The sequence below is a fragment of the Aliagarivorans taiwanensis DSM 22990 genome (genome assembly GCF_000429505.1).
GTDB classification, from domain to species: Bacteria; Pseudomonadota; Gammaproteobacteria; order Enterobacterales; family Celerinatantimonadaceae; genus Aliagarivorans; species Aliagarivorans taiwanensis.
On sequence record NZ_AUBZ01000021.1, the window covers coordinates 80,127 to 101,952 of the forward strand.

The 21,826-nt window shown below is 52.4% G+C and carries 18 protein-coding genes; 8 read left to right on the forward strand and 10 right to left on the reverse strand.

Annotation, left to right across the window (positions count from 1 at the left end; all coding sequences use genetic code 11):
* Positions 1-79 precede the first annotated feature (79 nt).
* Entirely contained in the window at positions 80-1,363 is a 1,284-nt protein-coding gene (gene bioA, locus G462_RS0111435) for an adenosylmethionine--8-amino-7-oxononanoate transaminase (protein ID WP_035477538.1), read from the forward strand.
* Here bioA and G462_RS24265 read toward each other — a convergent pair.
* Entirely contained in the window at positions 1,282-1,764 is a 483-nt protein-coding gene (locus G462_RS24265; protein WP_169720168.1) for an AAA family ATPase, read from the reverse strand. The two genes, bioA and G462_RS24265, sit on opposite strands and share 82 nt — an antisense overlap.
* A gap of 20 nt (positions 1,765-1,784) precedes the next feature.
* A complete protein-coding gene (locus G462_RS0111445; protein WP_026959111.1) occupies positions 1,785-2,153 on the reverse strand; it encodes a hypothetical protein in 369 nt (122 codons plus the stop codon).
* A 150-nt stretch (positions 2,154-2,303) separates the two neighbouring features.
* On the opposite strand from G462_RS0111445, the gene asnS reads away from it, so the two are divergent.
* Both asnS and G462_RS0111455 read left to right on the forward strand, forming a co-directional pair.
* Positions 2,304-3,704, forward strand: coding sequence for an asparagine--tRNA ligase (gene asnS / locus G462_RS0111450; protein WP_026959112.1), 1,401 nt, complete (start codon positions 2,304-2,306; stop codon positions 3,702-3,704).
* Between the two features lie 92 nt (positions 3,705-3,796).
* Positions 3,797-4,477: a DUF3334 family protein gene (locus tag G462_RS0111455; RefSeq protein WP_026959113.1), complete on the forward strand. Its 681-nt coding sequence runs from the start codon at positions 3,797-3,799 to the stop codon at positions 4,475-4,477.
* On the opposite strand, the gene G462_RS0111460 is transcribed toward G462_RS0111455, so the two are convergent.
* Genes G462_RS0111460 through G462_RS0111470 form a run of 3 tightly spaced genes read right to left on the reverse strand, consistent with a single transcriptional unit; the run spans position 4,454 to position 7,705 of the window.
* Positions 4,454-5,083, reverse strand: coding sequence for a DsbA family protein (locus G462_RS0111460; RefSeq protein WP_026959114.1), 630 nt, complete (start codon positions 5,081-5,083; stop codon positions 4,454-4,456). The genes G462_RS0111455 and G462_RS0111460 overlap by 24 nt on opposite strands.
* 2 nt (positions 5,084-5,085) lie before the next feature.
* Positions 5,086-5,625, reverse strand: coding sequence for an NAD(P)H nitroreductase (locus G462_RS0111465; RefSeq protein ID WP_026959115.1), 540 nt, complete (start codon positions 5,623-5,625; stop codon positions 5,086-5,088).
* A 55-nt stretch (positions 5,626-5,680) separates the two neighbouring features.
* Positions 5,681-7,705 carry an NADPH-dependent 2,4-dienoyl-CoA reductase gene (locus G462_RS0111470; RefSeq protein WP_026959116.1) on the reverse strand — a complete coding sequence of 675 codons (2,025 nt, stop codon included), beginning with the start codon at positions 7,703-7,705 and terminating at the stop codon, positions 5,681-5,683.
* Positions 7,706-8,003: 298 nt separating this feature from the next.
* Between G462_RS0111470 and sppA the strand changes: the two genes are divergently transcribed.
* Complete coding sequence (gene sppA, locus G462_RS0111475; RefSeq protein WP_051326705.1) at positions 8,004-9,800, forward strand: signal peptide peptidase SppA; 1,797 nt, start codon at positions 8,004-8,006, stop codon at positions 9,798-9,800.
* A gap of 136 nt (positions 9,801-9,936) precedes the next feature.
* Positions 9,937-10,947 (forward strand): asparaginase, encoded by a 1,011-nt coding sequence (gene ansA / locus G462_RS0111480; protein ID WP_026959118.1) that lies wholly within the window; start codon positions 9,937-9,939, stop codon positions 10,945-10,947.
* 1 nt (position 10,948) lies between these two features.
* Here the strand turns inward: ansA and G462_RS0111485 are convergent, their stop codons facing one another.
* Entirely contained in the window at positions 10,949-11,230 is a 282-nt protein-coding gene (locus G462_RS0111485; RefSeq protein ID WP_026959119.1) for a YeaC family protein, read from the reverse strand.
* A gap of 185 nt (positions 11,231-11,415) precedes the next feature.
* Here G462_RS0111485 and G462_RS0111490 point away from each other — a divergent pair, with 185 nt between their 5' ends.
* Positions 11,416-12,180 carry a DUF2989 domain-containing protein gene (locus tag G462_RS0111490; protein WP_245579557.1) on the forward strand — a complete coding sequence of 255 codons (765 nt, stop codon included), beginning with the start codon at positions 11,416-11,418 and terminating at the stop codon, positions 12,178-12,180.
* On the opposite strand, the gene msrB is transcribed toward G462_RS0111490, so the two are convergent.
* The 4 genes from msrB to malQ all read right to left on the reverse strand — a co-directional run bounded on the left by msrB (position 12,177) and on the right by malQ (position 19,197).
* Positions 12,177-12,569 (reverse strand): peptide-methionine (R)-S-oxide reductase MsrB, encoded by a 393-nt coding sequence (msrB, locus tag G462_RS0111495; RefSeq protein WP_026959121.1) that lies wholly within the window; start codon positions 12,567-12,569, stop codon positions 12,177-12,179. The two genes, G462_RS0111490 and msrB, sit on opposite strands and share 4 nt — an antisense overlap.
* Complete coding sequence (glgX, locus tag G462_RS0111500; RefSeq protein WP_051326706.1) at positions 12,566-14,647, reverse strand: glycogen debranching protein GlgX; 2,082 nt, start codon at positions 14,645-14,647, stop codon at positions 12,566-12,568. Before glgX ends, msrB begins: the two co-directional genes overlap by 4 nt.
* Positions 14,648-14,687: 40 nt before the next feature.
* Entirely contained in the window at positions 14,688-16,883 is a 2,196-nt protein-coding gene (gene glgB / locus G462_RS0111505; RefSeq protein WP_026959123.1) for a 1,4-alpha-glucan branching protein GlgB, read from the reverse strand.
* 115 nt (positions 16,884-16,998) lie between these two features.
* Positions 16,999-19,197 (reverse strand): 4-alpha-glucanotransferase, encoded by a 2,199-nt coding sequence (gene malQ, locus G462_RS0111510; protein WP_026959124.1) that lies wholly within the window; start codon positions 19,195-19,197, stop codon positions 16,999-17,001.
* A 316-nt stretch (positions 19,198-19,513) separates the two neighbouring features.
* Here malQ and gap point away from each other — a divergent pair, with 316 nt between their 5' ends.
* Entirely contained in the window at positions 19,514-20,509 is a 996-nt protein-coding gene (gene gap / locus G462_RS0111515; RefSeq protein ID WP_026959125.1) for a type I glyceraldehyde-3-phosphate dehydrogenase, read from the forward strand.
* 80 nt (positions 20,510-20,589) lie between these two features.
* Positions 20,590-21,432, forward strand: coding sequence for a D-hexose-6-phosphate mutarotase (locus G462_RS0111520; RefSeq protein ID WP_026959126.1), 843 nt, complete (start codon positions 20,590-20,592; stop codon positions 21,430-21,432).
* Positions 21,433-21,826: the final 394 nt, after the last annotated feature.

The following is a 21,826-nucleotide window of genomic DNA, read 5'->3' on the forward strand; positions in this document are numbered from 1 at the left end:
TAAAAGTTTTGGTTAGTCTACCTGTCACCGCGCAGCGGTAAAACTAGCACCATGCATGTGGTTTACAGCAGGTTATTTTATGAGCATTGATTTAGACTTTGATCGACAGCATATCTGGCACCCTTACACCTCCTCGGTTGACCCCCTTCCCTGCTATCCGGTCAAATCAGCCCAAGGCGTAGAAATCGAGTTAAGCGATGGCCGAAAGCTTATCGACGGCATGTCGTCATGGTGGGCCTGTATCCATGGCTATCAGGTTGCAGAACTCGACAATGCAGCGAAGTCACAACTCGCGTGTATGTCCCATGTGATGTTCGGCGGTTTAACCCATCAGCCTGCCGTTGAGCTGTGCCGAAAGCTGGTGGATATCACTCCTGCAGGGCTTGAGCAGGTCTTTATCAGCGACTCCGGCTCGGTGTCGGTGGAAGTTGCCATGAAGATGGCCCTGCAGTACTGGCATGCCAAAGGCACCCCAAAGGCTAAGTTTGCTACGGTGCGCAAGGGCTACCATGGCGATACCTTCGGCGCGATGTCGGTATGTGACCCCCAAGGAGGTATGCACCAACTCTATCAAGGCTTTTTGCCTGAGCACCATTTTGTGAGCGCGCCGCAAACCCGCTTTGATCAGGCCTGGAATCCCGATGATCTGACTGAAATGGCCGAGCTGCTCGGCAACCGACACCACGAGATCGCCGCAGTGATCATTGAGCCGATCGTGCAAGGCGCGGGAGGTATGCGCATCTATCACCCGGAGTATCTCAAAGAACTAGCGGCGCTGTGTAAGCAGTTCGATGTACTACTAATCGCCGATGAGATTGCTACTGGCTTTGGCCGCACGGGTAAACTGTTCGCCTGCGAGCACGCTGGCATTAGCCCGGATATTCTCTGCCTTGGAAAAGGACTTACCGGCGGCTATATGAGCTTGGCTGCTACCTTGGCGAGTAAGCAGGTTGCCGATACCGTATGCTCCGGCGAAGCCCGCGTGTTTATGCATGGACCGACCTTTATGGGTAATCCCCTAGCCTGCGCGGTCGCTAACGCCAGCATCGACTTGCTGCTTAGCTCAAACTGGCAGCTGCGGGTTGCAGCTATCGAGGCCCAATTGAGCCAAGAGCTGACAGCGTGCCGAGAACTTGCAAACGTTGCCGATGTGCGGGTACTGGGCGCGATTGGTGTGGTGGAGCTGAATGCGCCGGTGGATATGGCAAGCATACAAGCGATGTTTGTAGACCAAGGCTTGTGGGTTCGCCCCTTCGGTAAACTGGTCTATGTGATGCCCCCTTATGTGATTGAGCCAGACCAGCTCTCACGCCTTACCAAGGGGATATTTAAGGTACTGAGCCAACTATCGATGGGTTCGTAGTTACTGGCCATCTCAAAGATGGTGCGATCATTGATGCCATGGCGATTCCGGTCAGCGCACACCTTCTGGTGGTGCATGTCTTGGGGGTCGCCAACCTCCACCACCAAAATTTCGCAGCCCTGCTCTCTTGCGACTTCTATATAACTCTCCAACTCCCATTGCTGCATATTGGTGTTGTCACACACCACCAACGGCCACTGCTGAGCGATGAGTTCAGCGAAACGCTGTTGGTTCTGCCGATGGTTGTCTTCAAGGCGCGTTGGGTCAAAACAGTAGATGCCGTCTTGGTAGAAGTAGTCATCGGTACTACACAGCCCAACATACTCGCTGTCATCGGGCACGGTGTGTTGATAGAACTTACGGGCGGCATAGGACTTGCCGCTGCCGGGTAAGCCACGCATGATTAACACTTGCGAGGGCATCAGCGGAATAGGTTCACATAGTAGGCAAACAAGCTGCTAACCGATATCAGCCCCAGCAGGCCAAGGTTAACCAAGTAGTGGTCGCTGCGGCGACGACTGCGGCGGTAGTTTAGCAAGACCCCGGCCAAGGTGATCCCACAGCAAGACCACAACAGGTAGACGAACAAGCGCTGGTAGTCTTCACGCCAATAGTCGCGGTAAACCACACCGTCGGGGTTAACAAAGTTGCTATAAGGAATTTCCGGGCGAGCGTAATGGTAGGCAATCAACGATCCGAGGAACAACACCCAAGCGATAACCGATACCCAAACAAAGGTGCGTTGCAGTACGTCTGGACCTCTTCTTCGTTCTATTCTCTTTTGTTTCATTAACCACCTGATAACAATTGCAGCGCTACTGGCGCGCTTGTGAGCAGTTATATCAAGCCTAGACAATATTTTACTTGAGTCTTGCTTTACACGCAGTAACATGGGTTCCCTTGTAATATTAGCACTCAAAATTCGGGGATAATGCTGCTTATGACGCATTCTTCAGTAACCGACGTTTTGTCAGGTAAATTCCAGGCAGGACAACAAGTTACCGTAAAAGGTTGGATCCGCACTCGCCGTGACTCCAAGGCCGGTATTTCTTTTCTCGCTGTTCACGATGGTTCGTGCTTCGACGCCATTCAGGCTGTTGCACCCTCAGAGCTGAATAATTACCAAGAAGAGATCGTTAAGCTGACTGCAGGTTGCTCTGTAGCAGTAACCGGTGAAATCGTAGAGTCTCCTGGACAAGGTCAGGCTTTTGAAATCAAAGCCACCAAGGTTGAGGTGATCGGATGGGTAGAGAATCCAGACAGCTACCCGATGTCAGCCAAGCGTCACTCAATTGAGTACCTTCGTGAGCACGCCCACCTGCGCCCTCGTACCAACGTAATTGGTGCGGTGACCCGTGTGCGTAACTGCCTGGCTCAAGCCATCCACCGTTTTTACCACGAGCGTGGCTATGTTTGGGTAAGCACCCCGATCATTACCGGTAGCGATACCGAAGGCGCTGGTGAAATGTTCCGTGTATCTACCCTTGATATGCAGAACCTGCCGCTGACCGATAAAGGCGAGGTGGACTACCAAGAAGACTTCTTCGGTAAAGAAACCTTCTTGACCGTATCTGGCCAGCTAAACGCTGAAACCTACGCCTGTGCGCTGACCAAGGTGTATACCTTTGGGCCGACCTTCCGCGCCGAAAACTCCAACACCAGCCGCCACTTGGCCGAGTTCTGGATGATGGAGCCGGAAGTGGCTTTCGCCGATCTGGATGATGTTGCCGGTCTTGCCGAAGACATGCTCAAGTACGTATTCAAAGCGGTACTAGACGAGCGCGCCGATGATATGGCCTTCTTTGCCCAGCGCATCAACAAAGAAGCGATCAGCCGTCTGGAGAACTTCGTCGATTCAGACTTTGCACAGGTTGACTACACCGATGCCATCGACATCCTGAAAGCTTGCGGCAAGAAGTTCGAGTTCGACGTTGAATGGGGTATCGACCTAAGCTCGGAGCACGAGCGCTTCTTGGCAGAAGAACATTTTAAAGCGCCCGTGGTAGTGAAGAACTACCCGAAAGACATTAAAGCCTTCTACATGCGTATGAACGACGACGGTAAAACCGTTGCTGCGATGGACGTACTGGCGCCGGGCATTGGTGAGATCATTGGTGGCAGTCAGCGTGAAGAACGCTTGGATGTGCTGGATGCACGTCTCGCCGAGATGAACCTTAACCCAGAAGACTACAGCTGGTATCGCGACCTGCGCCGCTATGGCACCGTGCCGCACTCCGGCTTCGGTCTGGGCTTTGAACGCCTGGTTTCCTATGTGACCGGCATGGCGAACATCCGCGATGTGATCCCCTTCCCTCGCGCACCGAAAACCGCCGAATACTAATCTGCTCAAGCCCCCAAATCTGGGGGCTTTTTTTCGCTATTGCGTCCACTCTGACGCATAATGGTTTAACTGAACCTGTTAAATGGATTTATATGAAAAAGGTTACCGTTGTCACCACCGAAGACATCCTGATTAAACTCTGCAACTCCGTCACTAAAGTTTTCAACGCCGCCACCACCCGGTCCGTCCAATACTCTGCGATGGTACAGAAGATCCACAAAACCTGCCTACGCCCGGATATCGGCTGCTTTGTGTTGTTCGATGGCGGCTTCTCCGGTTTAGTGGTAATTAACTTTAGCGCCGCTTCAGCCATGGAGATCTACCGCGACTATATGTTGCATATGGGCATTCCAGAGAATGAGTTGGCGAGTCAGCACACGCAGGACGATGTGAGCAATGTAATGGGCGAGCTGATGAACCAGATCGTTGGCGACTTTACCAGTACCGTGGGCAAGGAGTTGCAAACGTCAATCACTCAGAACCAACCGAAGATGTTGACGATTAACAAACAGGTGCAGCTGTCGGTGGATACCAACCTTGATCGCCCACAAGCGCGCCGGGTGACCTTCACCACCTCAAACAACAATATCTTCTATCTCGAACTGGCCATGGATAAAACCGAGTTCATTCAACTACATGATTTTGAAGCGCCTGAAGATATCGACCCGGATGAATTGATCAATCAGGCTCGCGAAACTACCAGCCATAAGCCGGTGGCCAAAGAGCAAAAGGAATTGCCTGATCAAGACCTATTCGATGAACTTGGGATCTAGTTTTGAGGTGATGACAGAGAGCATCACCGCTTCATTGTGATAATCGAGGGGCAGCGCCAGGCGCTGCCCCTCACTTTCTATAACCAACGAGGGAAAGCCATTAATTGGCATACTGCGCGCTTGCGCAATCTCGGTTTGCAGTTGGTACTCCAGTTCCGCACTGTCCATCGCTTCGACAAACACCTTTTCACTGATCCCTATTTGGCTAGCGCAGCTCTTGAGTACTTGTAAGTCTGAGGGATTACGCGCATCCAGATAATAGGCTTGTTGTATCGCCTCAATCATTTCAGTCTCGAGATCATGCGCGCGAGCCGCAATCACCGCTCGACACGCCGGATAGGTGGAGCGCCGGGGAATGTTGTTGCGCCAGAAATCATGATTGAATGGTCGGTCTAATTCTGTCTCAATGCGCCGCCAGGTTTGCTGCAGGTAATGGCGCATCTCCTCCGGCATTGGCTCGTAGGAATCAGGCGCTAAACCGCCGACTAAGCGCTTAACAGTAATACTGCTGGGGAGCAGCTGCAGCAAACGGTTCCAGGTAGGTTGAAAACCCCAGCACCAACTGCACATGGGGTCGTGCACGTAGTAAAGGGTTGGCATGGACATGGTTACAACCAGCTAACGAATTGATCGGTGCTCAAGGTTCGGGAAGGCACTTTCGATATCTGAGACGAGCCGAGATACAAAAAGCCAACAATATGTTCGTGCTCTGCCAAGCCCAGCTTCTGTTTAACAATAGGATCGTAGGCCATGGGACCGGTGCGCCAGATACCGTTGTAGCCCTGCGCAAACGCCGCCATCTGCATCGCATGCACCATGCAGCCCGCTGAGAGTACCTGCTCGATTTCTGGCACTTTATCGTGGGGCTTAGGTGATGCTATCACCACCGTAATCAGTGGCGCTCGAAACGGCATTTGCCGGGCTTTTTCCACATCGCCCCGGTTTTGCTCTGCTGCAACGGCAAAGATATCAGACAGCTTACTTAGCCCTTCGCCACTGACATGCAAAATACGCCATGGATGCAGCCCGCCATGGTCTGGGGCTCGCAGCCCAGCTTGCCAGATGGTTTCAAGTTCAGCGCCTTCCGGTGCCGGGGCAGATAAGCGAGCGCAGGAGTGTCTCTCTAACAGCAGGTTGAGGGCCTTCATCGTCGTCCTTGTTATGGGCTTTTCATCCTTGTAAGGAATATCCTAACAGCAAAGCCTAGATTTTTGCAGCTAACTCTGCGCCTTGTCGGATAGCCCGCTTGGCATCGAGCTCGGCAGCCACGTTAGCGCCGCCGATCAAATGCGCGGTCAGGCCCTGCTCTATCGCTTGATCATACAACGAGCGATTTGAGGTTTGCCCAGCACAGATAATCACATTGTCGACCTCAAGAACCCGTTGCTGCTCATCGCACTGATAATGCAGTCCTTGGTCATCAATCTTTTGGTACTGGGCACCGGCGATGAACTCCACGCCATGCTTTTTCAAGGTTGCTCGATGGATCCAGCCGGTGGTTTTACCCAAGCCTTTGCCGAGCTTGGAGGTCTTGCGCTGCATTAAATACACTTGTCGCGTCTCGCCATGCTGCGCCTTTGGCTTCATCAAGCCGCCTTCTTGCTGGTAAGCCGTATCGATTCCCCAATTTTCTGACCAACGCTCAACATCACTGCTGAGTGAGCTCCCTTGTTCAAGGATGAACTCAGCCACATCGAAGCCAATACCACCTGCACCGATAATGGCAACACGCTTGCCAACCGGTTTTTTGTCTCGCAGTACATCGAGGTAGCTGAGTACTTTTTTATGTTCAACACCTTCAATCGGTGGGGTTCGCGGCTGGATCCCGGTTGCCACCACCACTTCGTCCGCGCCGAGCTCGGCAAGTTTGAGCGGGTCGATACGCTCGCCCAGCTTCACCGCGACTCCGTTACGCGCCAGCTGGTACTTAAAAAAGCGCAGCGTCTCGTAGAACTCTTCTTTCCCGGGAATTTGCTTGGCGTAGTTAAACTGCCCTCCGATCTCATCGGCAGCATCATAAATAGTCACTTGATGGCCGCGCTGCGCCGCATAGTTTGCAAACGCGAGGCCCGCCGGCCCTGCTCCGATTACCGCCAGCTTTTTCGGCGCGCTGGTTTTGCTAAAGGTTAACTCGGTCTCATAACAAGCTTGGGGGTTGACCAGACAACTCGCGCGTTGCTGTTTAAACACATGGTCCAAACAGGCCTGATTACAGGCAATACAGGTATTGATCTGTTCTGGCTCACCGGCACGCGCTTTGTTCACAAACTCAGGGTCGGCCAGCAGCGGACGTGCCATCGACACCATATCCGCCTGGCCGCTACCTAAGATCTGCTCGGCAATCTCTGGGGTATTGATGCGGTTTACCGCAATAACCGGCACACTCACCTCACGGCGGATCTTTTCGGTAATCCAGCTAAACGCAGCGCGTGGCACACTGGTGGCGATGGTAGGCACCCGCGCCTCGTGCCAGCCGATACCGGTATTGATCAGGGTGACACCGTTTTGCTCCAACTGTTTGGCCAGTTCAACGACTTCAGCGTAGCTAGAGCCATTCTCTACCAGATCCAGCATCGACAAGCGGAAAATAATAATAAACTCTTGGCCCACCGCGGCCCTGCACGCTTTTAATATCTCGACGGCAAAGCGCATCCGGTTCTGATAACTACCGCCCCATTGGTCACTGCGCTGGTTGGTGCGTTTACACAGGAATTGATTGATCAGGTAACCCTCGGAGCCCATCAGCTCGATACCATCGTAGCCCGCTCGCTTAGCCAACTGTGCACTCTTAGCAAACTGCTTGATAGTGCGAGTAATCGCCCCATGAGACATCTCAGAAGGCTTAAAGGGGTTGATTGGCGCCTTAATAGCGCTGGGCCCAACGTTTAACGGATGATAGGCATAACGGCCGGCATGGAGTAGCTGCATGGCAATCTTGCCACCCGCTTGGTGCACGGCATCGGTGACAATGCGATGCTTTTTAACCTGCCAGCCAAAGCTAAGTTGAATGCCCTTAGGGGCGAGGCGCCCGCGAAGGTTGGGCGAGACACCGCCGGTGACAATCAGCCCAACGCCGCCGCGTGCTCGCTGCGCATAAAACTCAGCCATCTTGTCAAACCCGCCCGGCTCTTCTTCCAAGCCAGTATGCATAGACCCCATCAACACACGACTTTGCAGTTGTGTGAATCCAAGATCCAAAGGGCTGAGTAAAGTGGGATATGCGCTCATAGGTAGCCTTCAACGTCCAATGTTACATAGATGTAAACGAGCCTAATAGATGCAAACTTATGTTTCAAACAATTGTTTTAATATTTGTGGACCTTGCCAAGAGCTTGGCCCAAACAATGCAATTCGCATGGGCTTCCTTCAAGGGCTTAACCAGTCAACACTGCGCAAAAGTGAACACGCGTGATAAACACGCCTTATCATCTGGCTGGATCCCCTAAGGCTATGGTAGCTTAGGCCCCTACTCTGCAGAAAACGTAGGATTCACGTGTTTGCTTTAATCAAACGAATTTTCAAAGGGATGTGGTGGTTTCTCGGCTTTATCCGTGCGTTAATCATCAACCTAATGTTGTTGATTACTATCATTGTGGTTGTGGTTGCTATCTCCAGTGTCGACGTTCCACAGCCTGAACCAGTGAGCAATCAAGCTTTACGCGTTAGCCTGGATGGGGTGTTGGTTGAACAAACTCGGTTTGTCTCTCCCATTCAGGAGATCACCGATGAACTGATTGGTCGCACTCCGGTGTATGAAATAGACCTTAACCGTCTAGTTGAAGCCATCGACTTTGCCAGTGAAGACCCTGAGATCACCGGGTTAGTGCTCGACTTGGGCAAAGCGCCGCCAAGCGGTATCGCCAAGTTACAGGTATTGGGACAAGCGTTGCAACGTTTCAGCGATAACAGCGGCAAGCCCATCGTGGCCTATGCGGACTTCTACGACCAACATCAATACTATCTGGCCAGCTTCGCCGATACCGTCTATCTAAACAACCAAGGCGCGGTGTTGCTGCGTGGCTTTAGCTATGAGCGCCTGTTCTTTAAAGATGCGCTCGATAAGTTAGCCATTGAGCCTAAGGTATTCCGGGTTGGTACCCACAAATCGTTCGTCGAGCCCTACATTCGTAATGATATGTCTCCCGAGGCTCGCGCCGACGTACAGCGTTGGGTGGATTTGCTGTGGGATGAGTACCAACAGGACATCGCTAGTAACCGAGAGATCAACGCCGAGCAGCTTTCACCGGAAGCGAACGTTGTTCTAGAGCGACTGACACAAGTTGATGGCGACCTCGCAAAGTACGCAGAACGCTATGGCTTAGTCGATCAGCTGGTTAATCGCAGTCAGTTGCTCGAAGAGCTTCTCAACCTGTTTGGCGAAGACCCCTATGGCCCAAGCTACGCCTACATCGATTACTACGATTATCTGGCCCATGTAGTTCCTGAACCAAAGGATGCCGAGGACAAGATAGCGGTACTCATCGCTCAAGGCCCGATTGTTGGCGGAGAAGGTCGCGATAAGGTCATTGCGGCTGATACGGTTTTGCAGCAACTTCAACGTGTAATCGACGATGAAGATGTGAAGGCCTTGGTGCTGCGCATCGATAGTGGTGGCGGCAGTGCCTTTGCCTCGGAGCTAATCCGCGATAAGTTAGCCGAAGTTCAAGACAATGGGATTGCGGTAGTGGTTTCCATGGGCACTGTGGCAGCCAGTGGCGGTTATTGGATAGCCTCTAGCGCCGATGAAATATTTGCCGAGCCTACCACCATCACCGGCTCGATCGGTATCTTTGGTATGTTTGCCAGCCTCGAGCAAGCCCTGCAACGGGTGGGAATACATAGTGATGGCTATAGCACCTCACCTCTGGCACAGTTAAGCCCCTTTAGTGAGCTTCAACCAGAGCTGGAAGCACTGATACAACTGACCATCGAGAAAGGCTATAAGGACTTTCTAGAGATCGTCGCTGAGGGGCGCGACATGAGTGTGGAACAGGTCGAACAGCTAGCCGAAGGCCGGATCTGGACTGGGCGCGAAGCCCAGCAAAATGGCCTAGTCGATAGCCTCGGTAACCTCAATCAGGCGATCGCCCGCGCCGCCGAGCTGCAAGGCTTAGAGGGTTACAAGCTCAAACACCTACGCCCAGCACTAAGCCCACAAGAGCAGTTCTTAGAGCAGCTGTTTAGGGCCAGTGAACCCGCTTGGCTACCCTCTTCGCTTAGCGGTCTACTTGAGATTGGCCAATCCTTGGAGCATGAGCTAAGCACCTTTGACGATCCCTTGGGCATTTACTCCTACTGCGCCCTCTGCATCAACGAACTATAATCCACTAAAACCCCGCCCGGCGGGGTTTTATTCTTTTAGCCCGGCGTTATAATCGCTGCACTTTTTTGCCGCGTGTCGTTGAGTTGAGCCACTGCTCCTTACACTCGTGATCGGCTTGTAACCAAGAGGCCCCAACATGAATAAGAAATCCATCTACGTCGCCTACACCGGTGGAACCATCGGTATGCAGAAGAGTGACCGCGGCTATGTGCCTACAGAAGGCTTTATGCGCGATTGCATCGCGGCAATGCCGGAGTTTCACCGCGAGGAGATGCCCGAGTTCACCATTCATGAGTTTGCGCCACTGATTGACTCTGCCGATACCAATCCCACTCATTGGCAGCTGATTGCCGATGACATCCAGCAAAACTACGAGCACTACGACGGCTTTGTGGTACTGCATGGCACCGATACCATGGCGTTTACCGCTTCTGCACTATCTTTCATGCTGGAGAACTTGAGCAAACCGGTAATCGTAACTGGCTCACAGATCCCGCTCAGCGAGCTGCGCTCCGATGGCCGCGCCAACCTGTTGAATGCGCTGTACCTAGCGGCAGAGTACCCGATCCACGAAGTCTGCCTGTTCTTCAACAACCAACTGTTTCGTGGCAACCGCTCAACCAAGATCCACGCCGACGGCTTCGATGCCTTTAAATCTCCCAACTACCCCACACTGCTGGAGTCGGGCATCAACATCGAAGTGAAGGCCGGCGAAATCAAGCCCACCGGCTTTAGCTCGCTGCAAGTGAGCGCCATTACTCCACAGCCGATTGGGGTTGTCACGCTATACCCGGGTATCTCTGCCGATGTGATTCGTAATATCCTGCAACAGCCTGTGAAAGCGCTTATCTTGCTTAGCTACGGCGTAGGCAACGCGCCACAAAACCCAGAGCTACTGGAGCTGCTCAAAGAAGCCGATAAACGCGAAGTGTTGGTGATCAACCTAAGCCAGTGTCTGACCGGCAAGGTAAATATGGGCGGATACGCCACGGGAGATGCGCTAGCGCAAGCTGGAGTGGTAAGTGGCTACGATATGACCACCGAAGCGGCCTTGGCCAAGCTTCACTACTTGTTGAGCAAAAACCTCGAGTTTGGCCGCGTCAAAAGCCTGATGGGACAGAATATTCGCGGTGAGCTTAGCCTCTAGGCTAGTCGTCTTCTGGACGTTCAGAGAAGATCACTTCATCTTCTCTGAATTGCCGTTTGAGCTCTTGCTTGGATTTGACCACCAACTCGCCATCGGTGCCGACGGTAAAGTGCTCAGGACAATGATTATGTTGACTTTGGTAAAGGATGACCATCTGCTGGACGTTGTCTTTTTGCGCAGCGGTTAATGCGTTTCCATCGGCCCAACGGCCGGTTTCAACAGCGGTTAGCAGGCTTTGATAAATCTCGGGCGTCATTGCCTCGACTACCTTTTTTACATCCATTGACTTTTCCCTTAGAAAAATTGACGTGGGCACGGTTACTGCCCCATCATTAAAGGCCAATCAATTTATCACCAGCCGCTTTCGACAAAACTTAACCAAAGGCGGCCCGATGTGCAAGTTTACAAGGACTGATTTTGCGCAAACTCGTTACTTGCTCCCTATGCCTGTTAGCTACCTCACTGTTATTGACCGCTTGTGGTCCGGATCCAGAACGTTTTTCGTTTGGGGGGAAATCTCCAAAGGGGGTCTGTAAAGATCACCCAGAACTTTGTGAAGATTTAAATAAAGATGGCTGGTGCCGGATGGAGCGAGACGAAGTAATCTTCGCACGCCTTGAAGAACAGAACCAACCCGGCGATCCTGCCTACTACTCACTGATACGGGCGTATCAAGCTTACAACCGCTGTATTGAGCTGGCCGCTCAGATCCAACCCAAATACGACCAATCGCGCCAAGCCCAGCGCGTGGTGGGTCTGTTGACCTCGGTCGAAGAGTTGGCGCGACTGGAACAGCTCACCAAGAGCTCCGACTATCCGTTTCTACTGATGTATCACTGGACGGAGCTCGGTGACAAAAGCGCCAAGCAGCGCTTCCTCAATCTGGAAGGCAGCCCGCAAATGGGCCACCCAGAGTTGCAATGGGCCCTAGCCAGCTATTACGCAGACTTCGAGCCTGTGAAAACCATCGCGATTTTGAAGAACACCTTCCCGCTGCACGAGGATGCCGATGATATCCCGGCGAAATACGCCGAGACGATCGTTGGGCAATATATGCGCTTGGGGGATTTTGAGCGAGCCTACCTGTGGACCTTGGTGGCGAGTCACTTCGATGATCACGCCCAACAAGATTATGGCCCACTGGAGCGTCAGCTAAACCTCACCAAAGACCAACGCAAACAGCTGGAAAAGCAGGCAAAAAGCCTTTACAAGACCATCACCGAACGCCCTTAGCCCTCTTCAAACTGCATCGACACGGAGTTAATGCAGTAGCGTTGGCCGGTTTCGGTGGGGCCATCGGGAAACACATGGCCAAGGTGGGCATCGCAAGACGCGCAGCGCACCTCAATGCGGTGCATCCCATGGCTCATATCCTCTAAATAGCGGATACTCCCTTTCAGCGCCTGGTCGAAGCTTGGCCAACCACAGCCTGAGTCAAATTTGGCCTCAGAGTTAAACAGGGGCGCAGCACAACATCGACAACGGTATTCGCCCTCAGCCTTGTTGTGTAGCAACGCGCCGGTAAACGGCCGCTCAGTGCCCCCTTCGCGGCACACCCGATAGCTCTCTTCATCTAGCACTTCACGCCAGTGGTCATCACTTATTGGTTTAGCTGTGTTCATTGTTGTTCCATTAGCATCATTGTTCGCGGCGCCAGAGTCACCTTGTGGCTCTCCAGCGTGGTTAGCTTGTTTGTTAACGAGCTATCTACTCGTAAGGACCAACGTTGCAGTTGTTTTGTTGCAGGAAGTCTGAATTTTTGTGCGTGTTCACTGGCGTTAATCAACCATAGCCAGCGGCATGCCTCACCCTTCAGGCCAACGATTTCCACCATCACAGATTGTCGCTCGGCGCAGTGCCAATCGCTTTGATGCATGGCATTGCCGTCTTCCCGGTACCAATGAACCGCATGTTGGTAGTCGAGTTTACGCTCAAAGGTGTCGCTGGCGAGCTTGAGCTGGTGGAACACTGGGTTGTCGCGCCGCAGCTTAATCAGTTGCTGAACAAACTCGAGGAATTGAGACTCACGATCACCTAGCTGCCAGTCATACCAACTGATGGGGTTATTCTGGCAGTAAGCATTGTTGTTGCCGCGCTGAGTGCGGCTTAGCTCATCGCCCCCGAGAAAATGCGGCACCCCTTGCGAGAGCATCAGACACATGATCAGATTACGTTTTTGCTGGAAGCGTAGGTCGAGGATCGCAGCATTATCACTCTCCCCCTCCTCGCCATAGTTGGCCGACAGGTTATGTCCATGGCCATCTCGATTAGCCTCGCCGTTGGCATGATTATGCCGCTGCTCGTAGCTGACCAAGTCATGCAAGGTGAACCCATCGTGGTAACAGATGTAGTTCACCGAGGTATGAATGCTTCGTCTACTAGGCAAGAAGAAATCGCGCGAACCCATTAACCGCGTAGCCAACTCGCCTACGCCAACCCTGTCGCCCCGCCAAAAGCCACGCAGGTTGTCGCGATAGCGATCGTTACACTCCATCCAATTTGATGGGAATCGCCCCAACTGGTAGCCGTCGTAGCCGATATCCCAAGGCTCGGCAATCAGCTTGACGCCCTTAAGGCTTGGGTCCTGACGCAGCGCCCTAAAAAAGCTCGCGTCCGTTTTAAAACGGTTGTGTTCGCGGCCAAGGCTGACCGCCAAATCAAAACGGAACCCATCAACCCCCATCTCGCAATACCAATAACGTAGGGTATCGAGCACTAGCTGAAGGGTAACATCATGGTCGAATGAGACGCTGTTGCCACAGCCGGTATTGTTGGTGTAGTGGTGGTACTCAGGGGTATCCCCCACATGATCAAAAAGGTAGTAGCGGCGATTATCTAGCCCGCGGAAGCTAAGCGATGGCCCATCATCACCGGACTCAGCGGTGTGGTTATAGACCACATCTAGAATGACTTCGATACCTGCACGATGCAGCTCACGTACCATCTGCTTGAACTCGCTAACCGCGTCACTGACGGCATAACGCGGGTCTGGTGCCATAAACAGCAAGGGGTTATAGCCCCAATAGTTGCTCAGCCCTAGGCCTTTGAGGCGCGGCTCCGACATAAAGCTGGCTACCGGCAAGAGCTGCACCGCAGTCACGCCCAACTGTTTGAGGTGATCAATGGCAGGCTTTGAACACATCCCCAAGTAAGTACCTTGGTAAGGTGTGGGCACCTCGGGGTGTAGTTTACTGAACCCGCGCACATGGGTCTCGTAGAGTATCGTCTGACTGAGCGAATAGCCCGGCCGCGCCACGCCCTGCCAATCAAAGTCATCATCAACCACCACACATTTGGGTAGCATGGCTGCGCTATCTTCGTCGTAGGCGGCGGCGTCCCAAAGGATGGGTCGGTTGATGGCTTTGGCATAGGGGTCGAGCAATAGCTTACGCTGGTCATAACGCAGGCCGTGCTCTGGCTGGTAATCACCGTAGGCGCGAAACGCATACAGCTGCCCTGCCCGCACGCCGGGAACGTGACCAAAATGCACGTAGCCGTGCTTGCCGGGAAGAATGAATTGAGCGATCTGCCGTTCACATTCGTCGAACAGACAGAGCTCTATGTATTTGGCTTCACCGCCGTGGACCGCAAAATTGCATCCTGCTTGGTCGAGCTGTGCGCCTAAAGGTGTTGCAGAGCCGATAGTGACCCGGAAAAGCTCCGGGTCACTCACCGACATTGGATCGGTGGTTTTTAGCATACAAACAAGCCTAAACTTCGTCCTGAAGAGTTGTTGTTTGTTAGTCTACCTTTTCAATGTACAAGGTGGCTAGTGGTGGTAGGTTTAACTCGATGGAATGCTCCCTTCCCTGCCATGCCACTGGCTCAGCGTTGAAGTTGATACCCGCATCAAGGTTGCTGCCCCAATACATCTCTGAATCGGAGTTAAGGACCACGCGATACTGGCCAGGCCCTGGTACACCCAAGCGATACTGTGGCCGTGGCACCGGGGTGAAATTACACACCACCACAAGCTGCTGGTCACTCTCGATACCGTTACGCTGGAATGCCAGCACACTGCGTTCCCAGTCGCCGTGATCGATCCACTCAAAGCCGGCCTTATCGTAGTCACCTTCGAACAAGGCTGGAGTGGCACGATAGTAGTGGTTGAGCTGCTTGGTTAGCGCCTGTTGGCCCTGATGTTTGGGATACTGCAACACCGACCAATCTACGCTAGCATCGTGGTTCCACTCGCTTGCCTGAGCAATCTCATTGCCCATAAAGTTGAGTTTCTTACCAGGATGGGCGTACATAAAGGCCGTAAACGCGCGCAAGTTGGCGGCTTGTTGCCACTCATCGCCCGGCATCTTGCCGATCAATGAGCCTTTACCATGCACCACTTCATCGTGGGAGATCGGCAGTACGAAGTTTTCATCGTAGTTGTAGACCATCGCAAAGGTGATCTCATTGTGATGGTACTTACGGAATGCCGGATCTTTTTGCATGTAGGTCAGCGAGTCGTGCATCCAGCCCATGTTCCATTTAAAACCAAAGCCTAAGCCACCGGCGAAGGTTGGGCGGGATACGCCCGCAAACGCGGTAGACTCTTCAGCGATAGTCATGGCATGGGGATACTGCTTGTAGACCTCTTCGTTGAACCATTTAAGCAGGCTGATCGCCTCATAGTTATGGTTGCCGCCGTCAACGTTGGGGATCCACTCACCTTCGTTGCGCGAGTAATCCCAGTACAGCATCGATGCGACTGCATCAACCCGCAGGCCATCGACATGGAACTTGTCGAGCCAAATCAGCGCGCTGGCGACCAAGAACTGGCGGACGTTGTCACGGCCGAAGTCGTAGATGTACGAGTTCCAGTCGTTGTGCCAGCCGCGGCGCGGGTCCTCGTACTCGTACAAAGGCGTACCATCGAAGCGGGCCAAACCATGCGAGTCACTTGGGAAGTGCGCAGGCACCCAGTCGACAATCACGCCGATGCCGTTTTGGTGGCATTGATCGACCAAGTATTTAAAGTCATCGGGGTGGCCAAAGCGGCTGGTTGGCGCAAACAGGCCAATCGGTTGGTAGCCCCAAGAGCCGTCGAAGGGATGCTCAGATACCGGCAGCACCTCAATGTGGGTGTAGCCCATATCTTTAACGTAGTTGACCAGCTCTTCGGCAAGCTCTCGGTAGCTCAGATAGCCCTTGCCAGACTCCAGCTTACGTTTCCAAGATGCCAAATGCACCTCGTAGATGGCCATTGGCTGTTTGGTCTTGTCGTTAAGCTGAGACTCGCGCCACGCATCGTCGTTCCACTGGTACTGGTCGTGATCCCACACCACCGAGGCGAACGAAGGGTACTGCTCAGAGTAGAAGCCCACCGGATCGGTTTTGTGCGGCAACTGATGGCCATGCATGTCTTTAAGTTCAAACTTGTAGGTGCAACCGGCCTCAAGGCCAGGTACAAACAACACCCAGTGTCCGTCCATGCTGCGCTGCATCGGTTGGCGGCGACCATCCCAGTGATTAAAGTCGCCAATCAGGCTTACGCTCAGTGCGTTGGGTGCGTACACGCCAAAGCGCACACCTTTAACCTCGACACCATCGACCTCGATGGTTTTAACTTGGGCACCCAACACCGAATACAGGTTCTGCGGCGCATGATGCATGGTCGCCAGGCCATCATAGGCCTGCTCGTGGAACTGATAAGGGTCGATTACGGTGTGAGTTACCTCACCGTAAGACACAACAAACTGATAATTAAAGCTATCTTTAGTATCGGCAAATTCTGCTTCGAACAGCCCTTGCGGCGAGGTGCAGGTCATTTCTGCTAGCGCGTCGCCATTGAGGCTCTGAACAGATACTGCGGTCGCTTCAGGAAACCATGACCGAAGCATCAGTCCCTGCTTAAATTTAACTAGGCCTAGTACTTGAAAGGGGTCGCTAATGCGGGCGTTTAGGAGTTGTTGAATAAGCGGGGATAGAGAGGAAGATTTCATAGACTTACCTTAGCCACGTAGCGGGTTCGCGCAGAGTTGCAAAGGCGCCCACTACCGTCGTCTCCATGAATACGAAAAGTGAGAATAGGTGGGCGCGAGGCCCACCGTAACTGGTTTACGCGCTTACCTTAGCACGAAGTTCTGTCATTTCTCTCAACAAGTTCTGAACATCGTGATCTGCAAACAGTTCTGATAAGTTTTTAGACAACTTACGACGCCAGTTTGGATACTCATCGGAGGTGCCAGGTACGTTAACCGGCTTATCCATTTCCATCCAATCTTCCAATTGAACAGACAACAGCGAGCTACTACCAGCAGCCATATGCTTGTGCATGCCGTAGTTCAAGCCTTTGTCCATGCCCACCCAGTTTACGTCGCGAGACACGTAATCAGGGATCAGACCGTGGCCGTGCAGGCTATCCAGCATCTTCTGCTTGCTCTCGTGGCGATCGGCGTACAGGCTTTGCAATACCGCTTCATCACGGTATAGGCCCAGCTCTTTGCCTAACGCCAAGTCATCACAGTGCCACAAGCCACGCAGGGTTGGCATATCGTGGGTAGTGATGGTTGCCATCGCTTGTACTGGATAGTGAGAAGGCGAGATGTAGCCACCGTCTTCCGCTTGTTCGAACATGAACACGCGGTAGGAGTGGATGCCATTCTCTTGGAACACTTCGAAGATACCGTCAGGCACAGTACCCAAGTCTTCACCGATGATCAGACATTCGTTGCGGTGGCTCTCCAGCGCCAAAATGCCCAGCAGATCTTCGATTGGGTAGTAAAGGTAGGCACCTTTAGAGGCATCATCTTCCACAGGTACCAACCACAAACGCAGTAGCGCCATCGCATGGTCGATACGCAGTGCACCACATGAGCGCATGTTCGAGCGGAACAGGTCGATCATCGGCTGGTAGGCTTGCTCTTCCAACTTCGCAGGATCCATTGGCGGCAGGCCCCACTTCTGGCCTAGCGGGCCGAGTACATCTGGTGGCGCGCCAACGCTGGCATCTAGCGCGTACAAATCGCCGTTACCCCAGATCTCTACACTGCCTTCGCTTACGCCAACGGCTAAGTCGCGGTATAGGCCCATTGCCATGCCGCTACTTTTCGCAACTTGATCAACTTCTTCCAGTTGCAGATCAGCAATCCACTGCAGCCACGCGTAGAAGTCTACTTCGGCCTGATTGTCTTTGACCCACTGAGTTACCGCAGGCATGTGATACTCACGGAACTCTTCTGGCCATACCTGCCAGCCCCAAGCATTACCTTGAGTCTGGTAGAAGTGATTTTGCAGCGCATCGTAGGCCGCTTGGGCCGCCAGGCTTTCACCGCCGTTCTTAACGAAGGCTTTAAAGGCAGTCGCGCGCTTAGTGCGGCCTTTTTGAATCTTCTGGAACTCAGCGAACACCAAACGCAGCGCTTCAAGCTTGGCAACAGTTACCCCGGTGTAATCCACCCACTCATTGCTACGTAGCTGATCCAAGCGAGCTTGGAACTGGGCAGAGTTCACCAGTGCCGGTGCTTCTGACTTGGCGTACTCTTCGATGGCTTCAACATCGATATAGACAACGTTCAACCAACGACGCGAAGACGGGCCGTATGGGCTGGCTTGTTCAGGGTTTGCTGGGAATAGCGAGTGGATTGGGTTCAGACCGACAAAGTCTGCGCCGCTGTTAGCCACGTTTGCGACCAGGTATTTCAGGTCAGAGAAGTCGCCAATACCCCAGTTACGCTCACTACGCAGGCAGTATAGCTGGACACTTGGGCCCCACAGTTTTTTACCCGCTTTAATAGGAGGCTGGATGTAAGAGGCTTGAGGCGCAACGATAAAGCGCGACTCGCCCAGTACCTTACGGCCACCTTTCTTGGTGAGCGACAAGGTGTGGTAACCCATTGGCAGTTCAATGTTTAGCGGAACGGCGTACTTTTGGTACTCGATGTCGTCCAGCACGTGCATTTCTACCAATTCACCGTCAGTGGCGACGACCTGCCCTTTAATGGTCTCGCCCTGCTCGGTTTCAATTTTGTAAGTAAATTCCTGATTGGCTTCGGTGATGGCCACACGCAGCTCAATCGGCAAACCACTTCCTAGACGTACAACCTGTACTACAGGAGTGAGGTTTTGCCAGTACTCAAGAACTTCTTGTAGGTAACGAGCTTCTAGTTGCTCGGCATCGTCAATGGGGTAACCAAGGATACGCAGTAGCTTGGCCTTACTCTCAGGTACCACCTGAGCCGGGTTTCCCCAGGCGTCGATGTAGTTGGTCTCAATTCCGCGGAATTTGACCAATTCTTCTATGATATGTTCTGACATAACATTTCCCGTGTTATTGCTTGTTAACCGACTTTTTGTTTTTCTAAGCGGGCGTTATTGTACTGATAAACGCGAGCCTTGCACCGTTACAATACACTTTTAATTAAATAATTTTAATCTAGTCCACGATTCTGTTTGTATTTTTTCTTCAAGCTGTTGATACTAGTTTTCCGTCGTAAAACTGCATCGCTTAGAAAGCACCCAATTATTGATTTCGCACAAATTATTTCGCGATAAATCTTGATTCAGGTGCTCACTGTAGTAAGTTTACGACCACAGGTTTTATCTGTTAAATCACAGTAAATTAGGTAACACTATGACTATTAAAGTAGGTATTAACGGTTTTGGCCGTATCGGTCGCTTCGTTTTCCGTGCAGCTTGCGAGCGTAACGATGTAGAAGTTGTTGCAATCAACGATCTAATCGATGTTGATTACATGGCTTACATGTTGAAGTACGATTCAACTCACGGTCGATTCAATGGCACCGTTGAAGTTAAGGACGGCAACCTGATCGTTAACGGTAAAACTGTTCGTGTAACTGCAGAACGCGATCCAGCCGCTCTTGCTTGGGGCGACGCAGGTGTTGACGTAGTAGCTGAAGCTACTGGTATCTTCCTAACCGACGAAACCGCTCGTAAACACATCGAAGCTGGCGCGAAGAAAGTTGTACTAACTGGTCCTTCTAAAGACGCTACTCCAATGTTCGTTATGGGCGTAAACCAAGAGTCTTACGCTGGTCAAGACATCGTTTCTAACGCTTCTTGTACTACTAACTGCTTGGCACCAATCGCTAAAGTACTTAACGACAAGTGGGGCATCGAATCTGGTCTGATGACCACCGTTCACGCTACTACCGCTACTCAGAAGACTGTTGACGGTCCTTCTGCTAAAGACTGGCGCGGTGGCCGTGGTGCTTCTCAGAACATCATCCCATCTTCAACTGGTGCTGCTAAAGCTGTAGGTGTTGTACTGCCTGAGCTGAACGGCAAGCTGACTGGTATGGCTTTCCGCGTACCAACTGCTAACGTTTCTGTAGTTGACCTGACCGTTAACCTGAAAGAAGCTGCTAGCTACGAAGAAATTTGTGCTGCTATGAAAGAAGCTTCACAAGGTGAAATGGCTGGCGTTCTAGGTTACACCGAAGACCAAGTTGTTTCTCAAGACTTCATCGGTGAAGTTCAAACTTCAGTATTCGACGCCAAAGCTGGTGTAGCTCTGACCGACAAGTTCGTTAAAGTTGTATCTTGGTACGACAACGAAATCGGTTACTCAAACAAAGTACTGGACCTGGTAGCTCACATCTCTAAGTAAAAGCTTTCAGCCCAGTAACTAAGGCGGCCTCCGGGTCGCCTTTTTTGTATCTGTACCCTTTTGATACGAGAGAAAACGCTATGTCAGTATTAGATAAACTCAAACTACAGGTCGTAGAGCAAATTGATAATGCTGTATTTGTAGTAAAAAACCAAAATGACTTACAGTTTTACTGGATTGATCACCCGGTAGCTCGCGCTTTGATTGCCCGCCAAGGGGCACACTTGATCAGTTATCACCCAGCAGGCCATGACGAGCAACTGTTTGTTAGCCCGCTTGAAAGCTACCAAGCGCAAAAGGCGATTCGCGGCGGAGTGCCGATATGCTGGCCGTGGTTTGGCAAAGCCGCCTCTCCTTCCCATGGCTATGCGCGGATCCATGACTGGGACCTCAAACAGGTTCTTAGCGATCAACACCAAGTGCAACTGACTTTCAGTTTTGCTGATCAACAGTTGGTTGGCGATCTGCAACTGAGTTACAGCTTGACCATCGGTAAGCAATTAGCGCTCGCCCTCACCACCACCAATAGCGGCGCACACGAGCAAAGTTACAGTGGCGCATTGCACAGCTACTTTGCTGCCGATCGCGAAGCACTTTCCCTTAAAGGCTTAGGTGACCATTACGTTGATTCAACCAACGGTAGCGAATGCACCGAGCAGCAGTTTGCCTTGGTCGATGAGACTGACCGGGTCTACCTGGCGCCAACGCCAACGACCCAGCTCGACGGTAAGGCTATCGCCCACCAAGGTAATGATTCGGTAGTGGTGTGGAACCCTGGCTATCAGCTTGCTGGTAATATGGCGGACCTAGGTGAAGCATCTGCAGCCCACTTTATTTGTGTCGAGACTGCAGTCACTCAGCAGCCGGTTGTACTTGGCGCTGGTGAATCGCACACGCTGACCCAAACTGTCACCCCCGGATAAGCACCTGCGATTGTTCACGCACAAAAAAACGGGCCCAATGGCCTAATGCCAGTCAGTTAAGCTGACTGGCATTTCTTTTTAAATGGATACTTGGTGGGTTTCCGCCTGACTTCTCGAGGGTAAACTCTATCAGGCCGAGACGCCGGGAGCGTAAGCATTCGCAGTGTTTCCAGTAGTGCTGCATAGTGCTTGGGCAAGTTGCCGGGGCTACTCATTGGCAACCTGGCTAGGAAGGTGGTCACGTGCCACAAGCAGTGGCTAAAGCTTAGCCTCGTTGGCGTTAATGGCTCTTCTGCTGCACAGGCCTCTATCATCACTATTCTAATGAGGTTGTAAGCCAACAGGACTCCCCATAGCTCTTGGTTAACCATCTCTGGCTTTTTGCTTCGCAGTG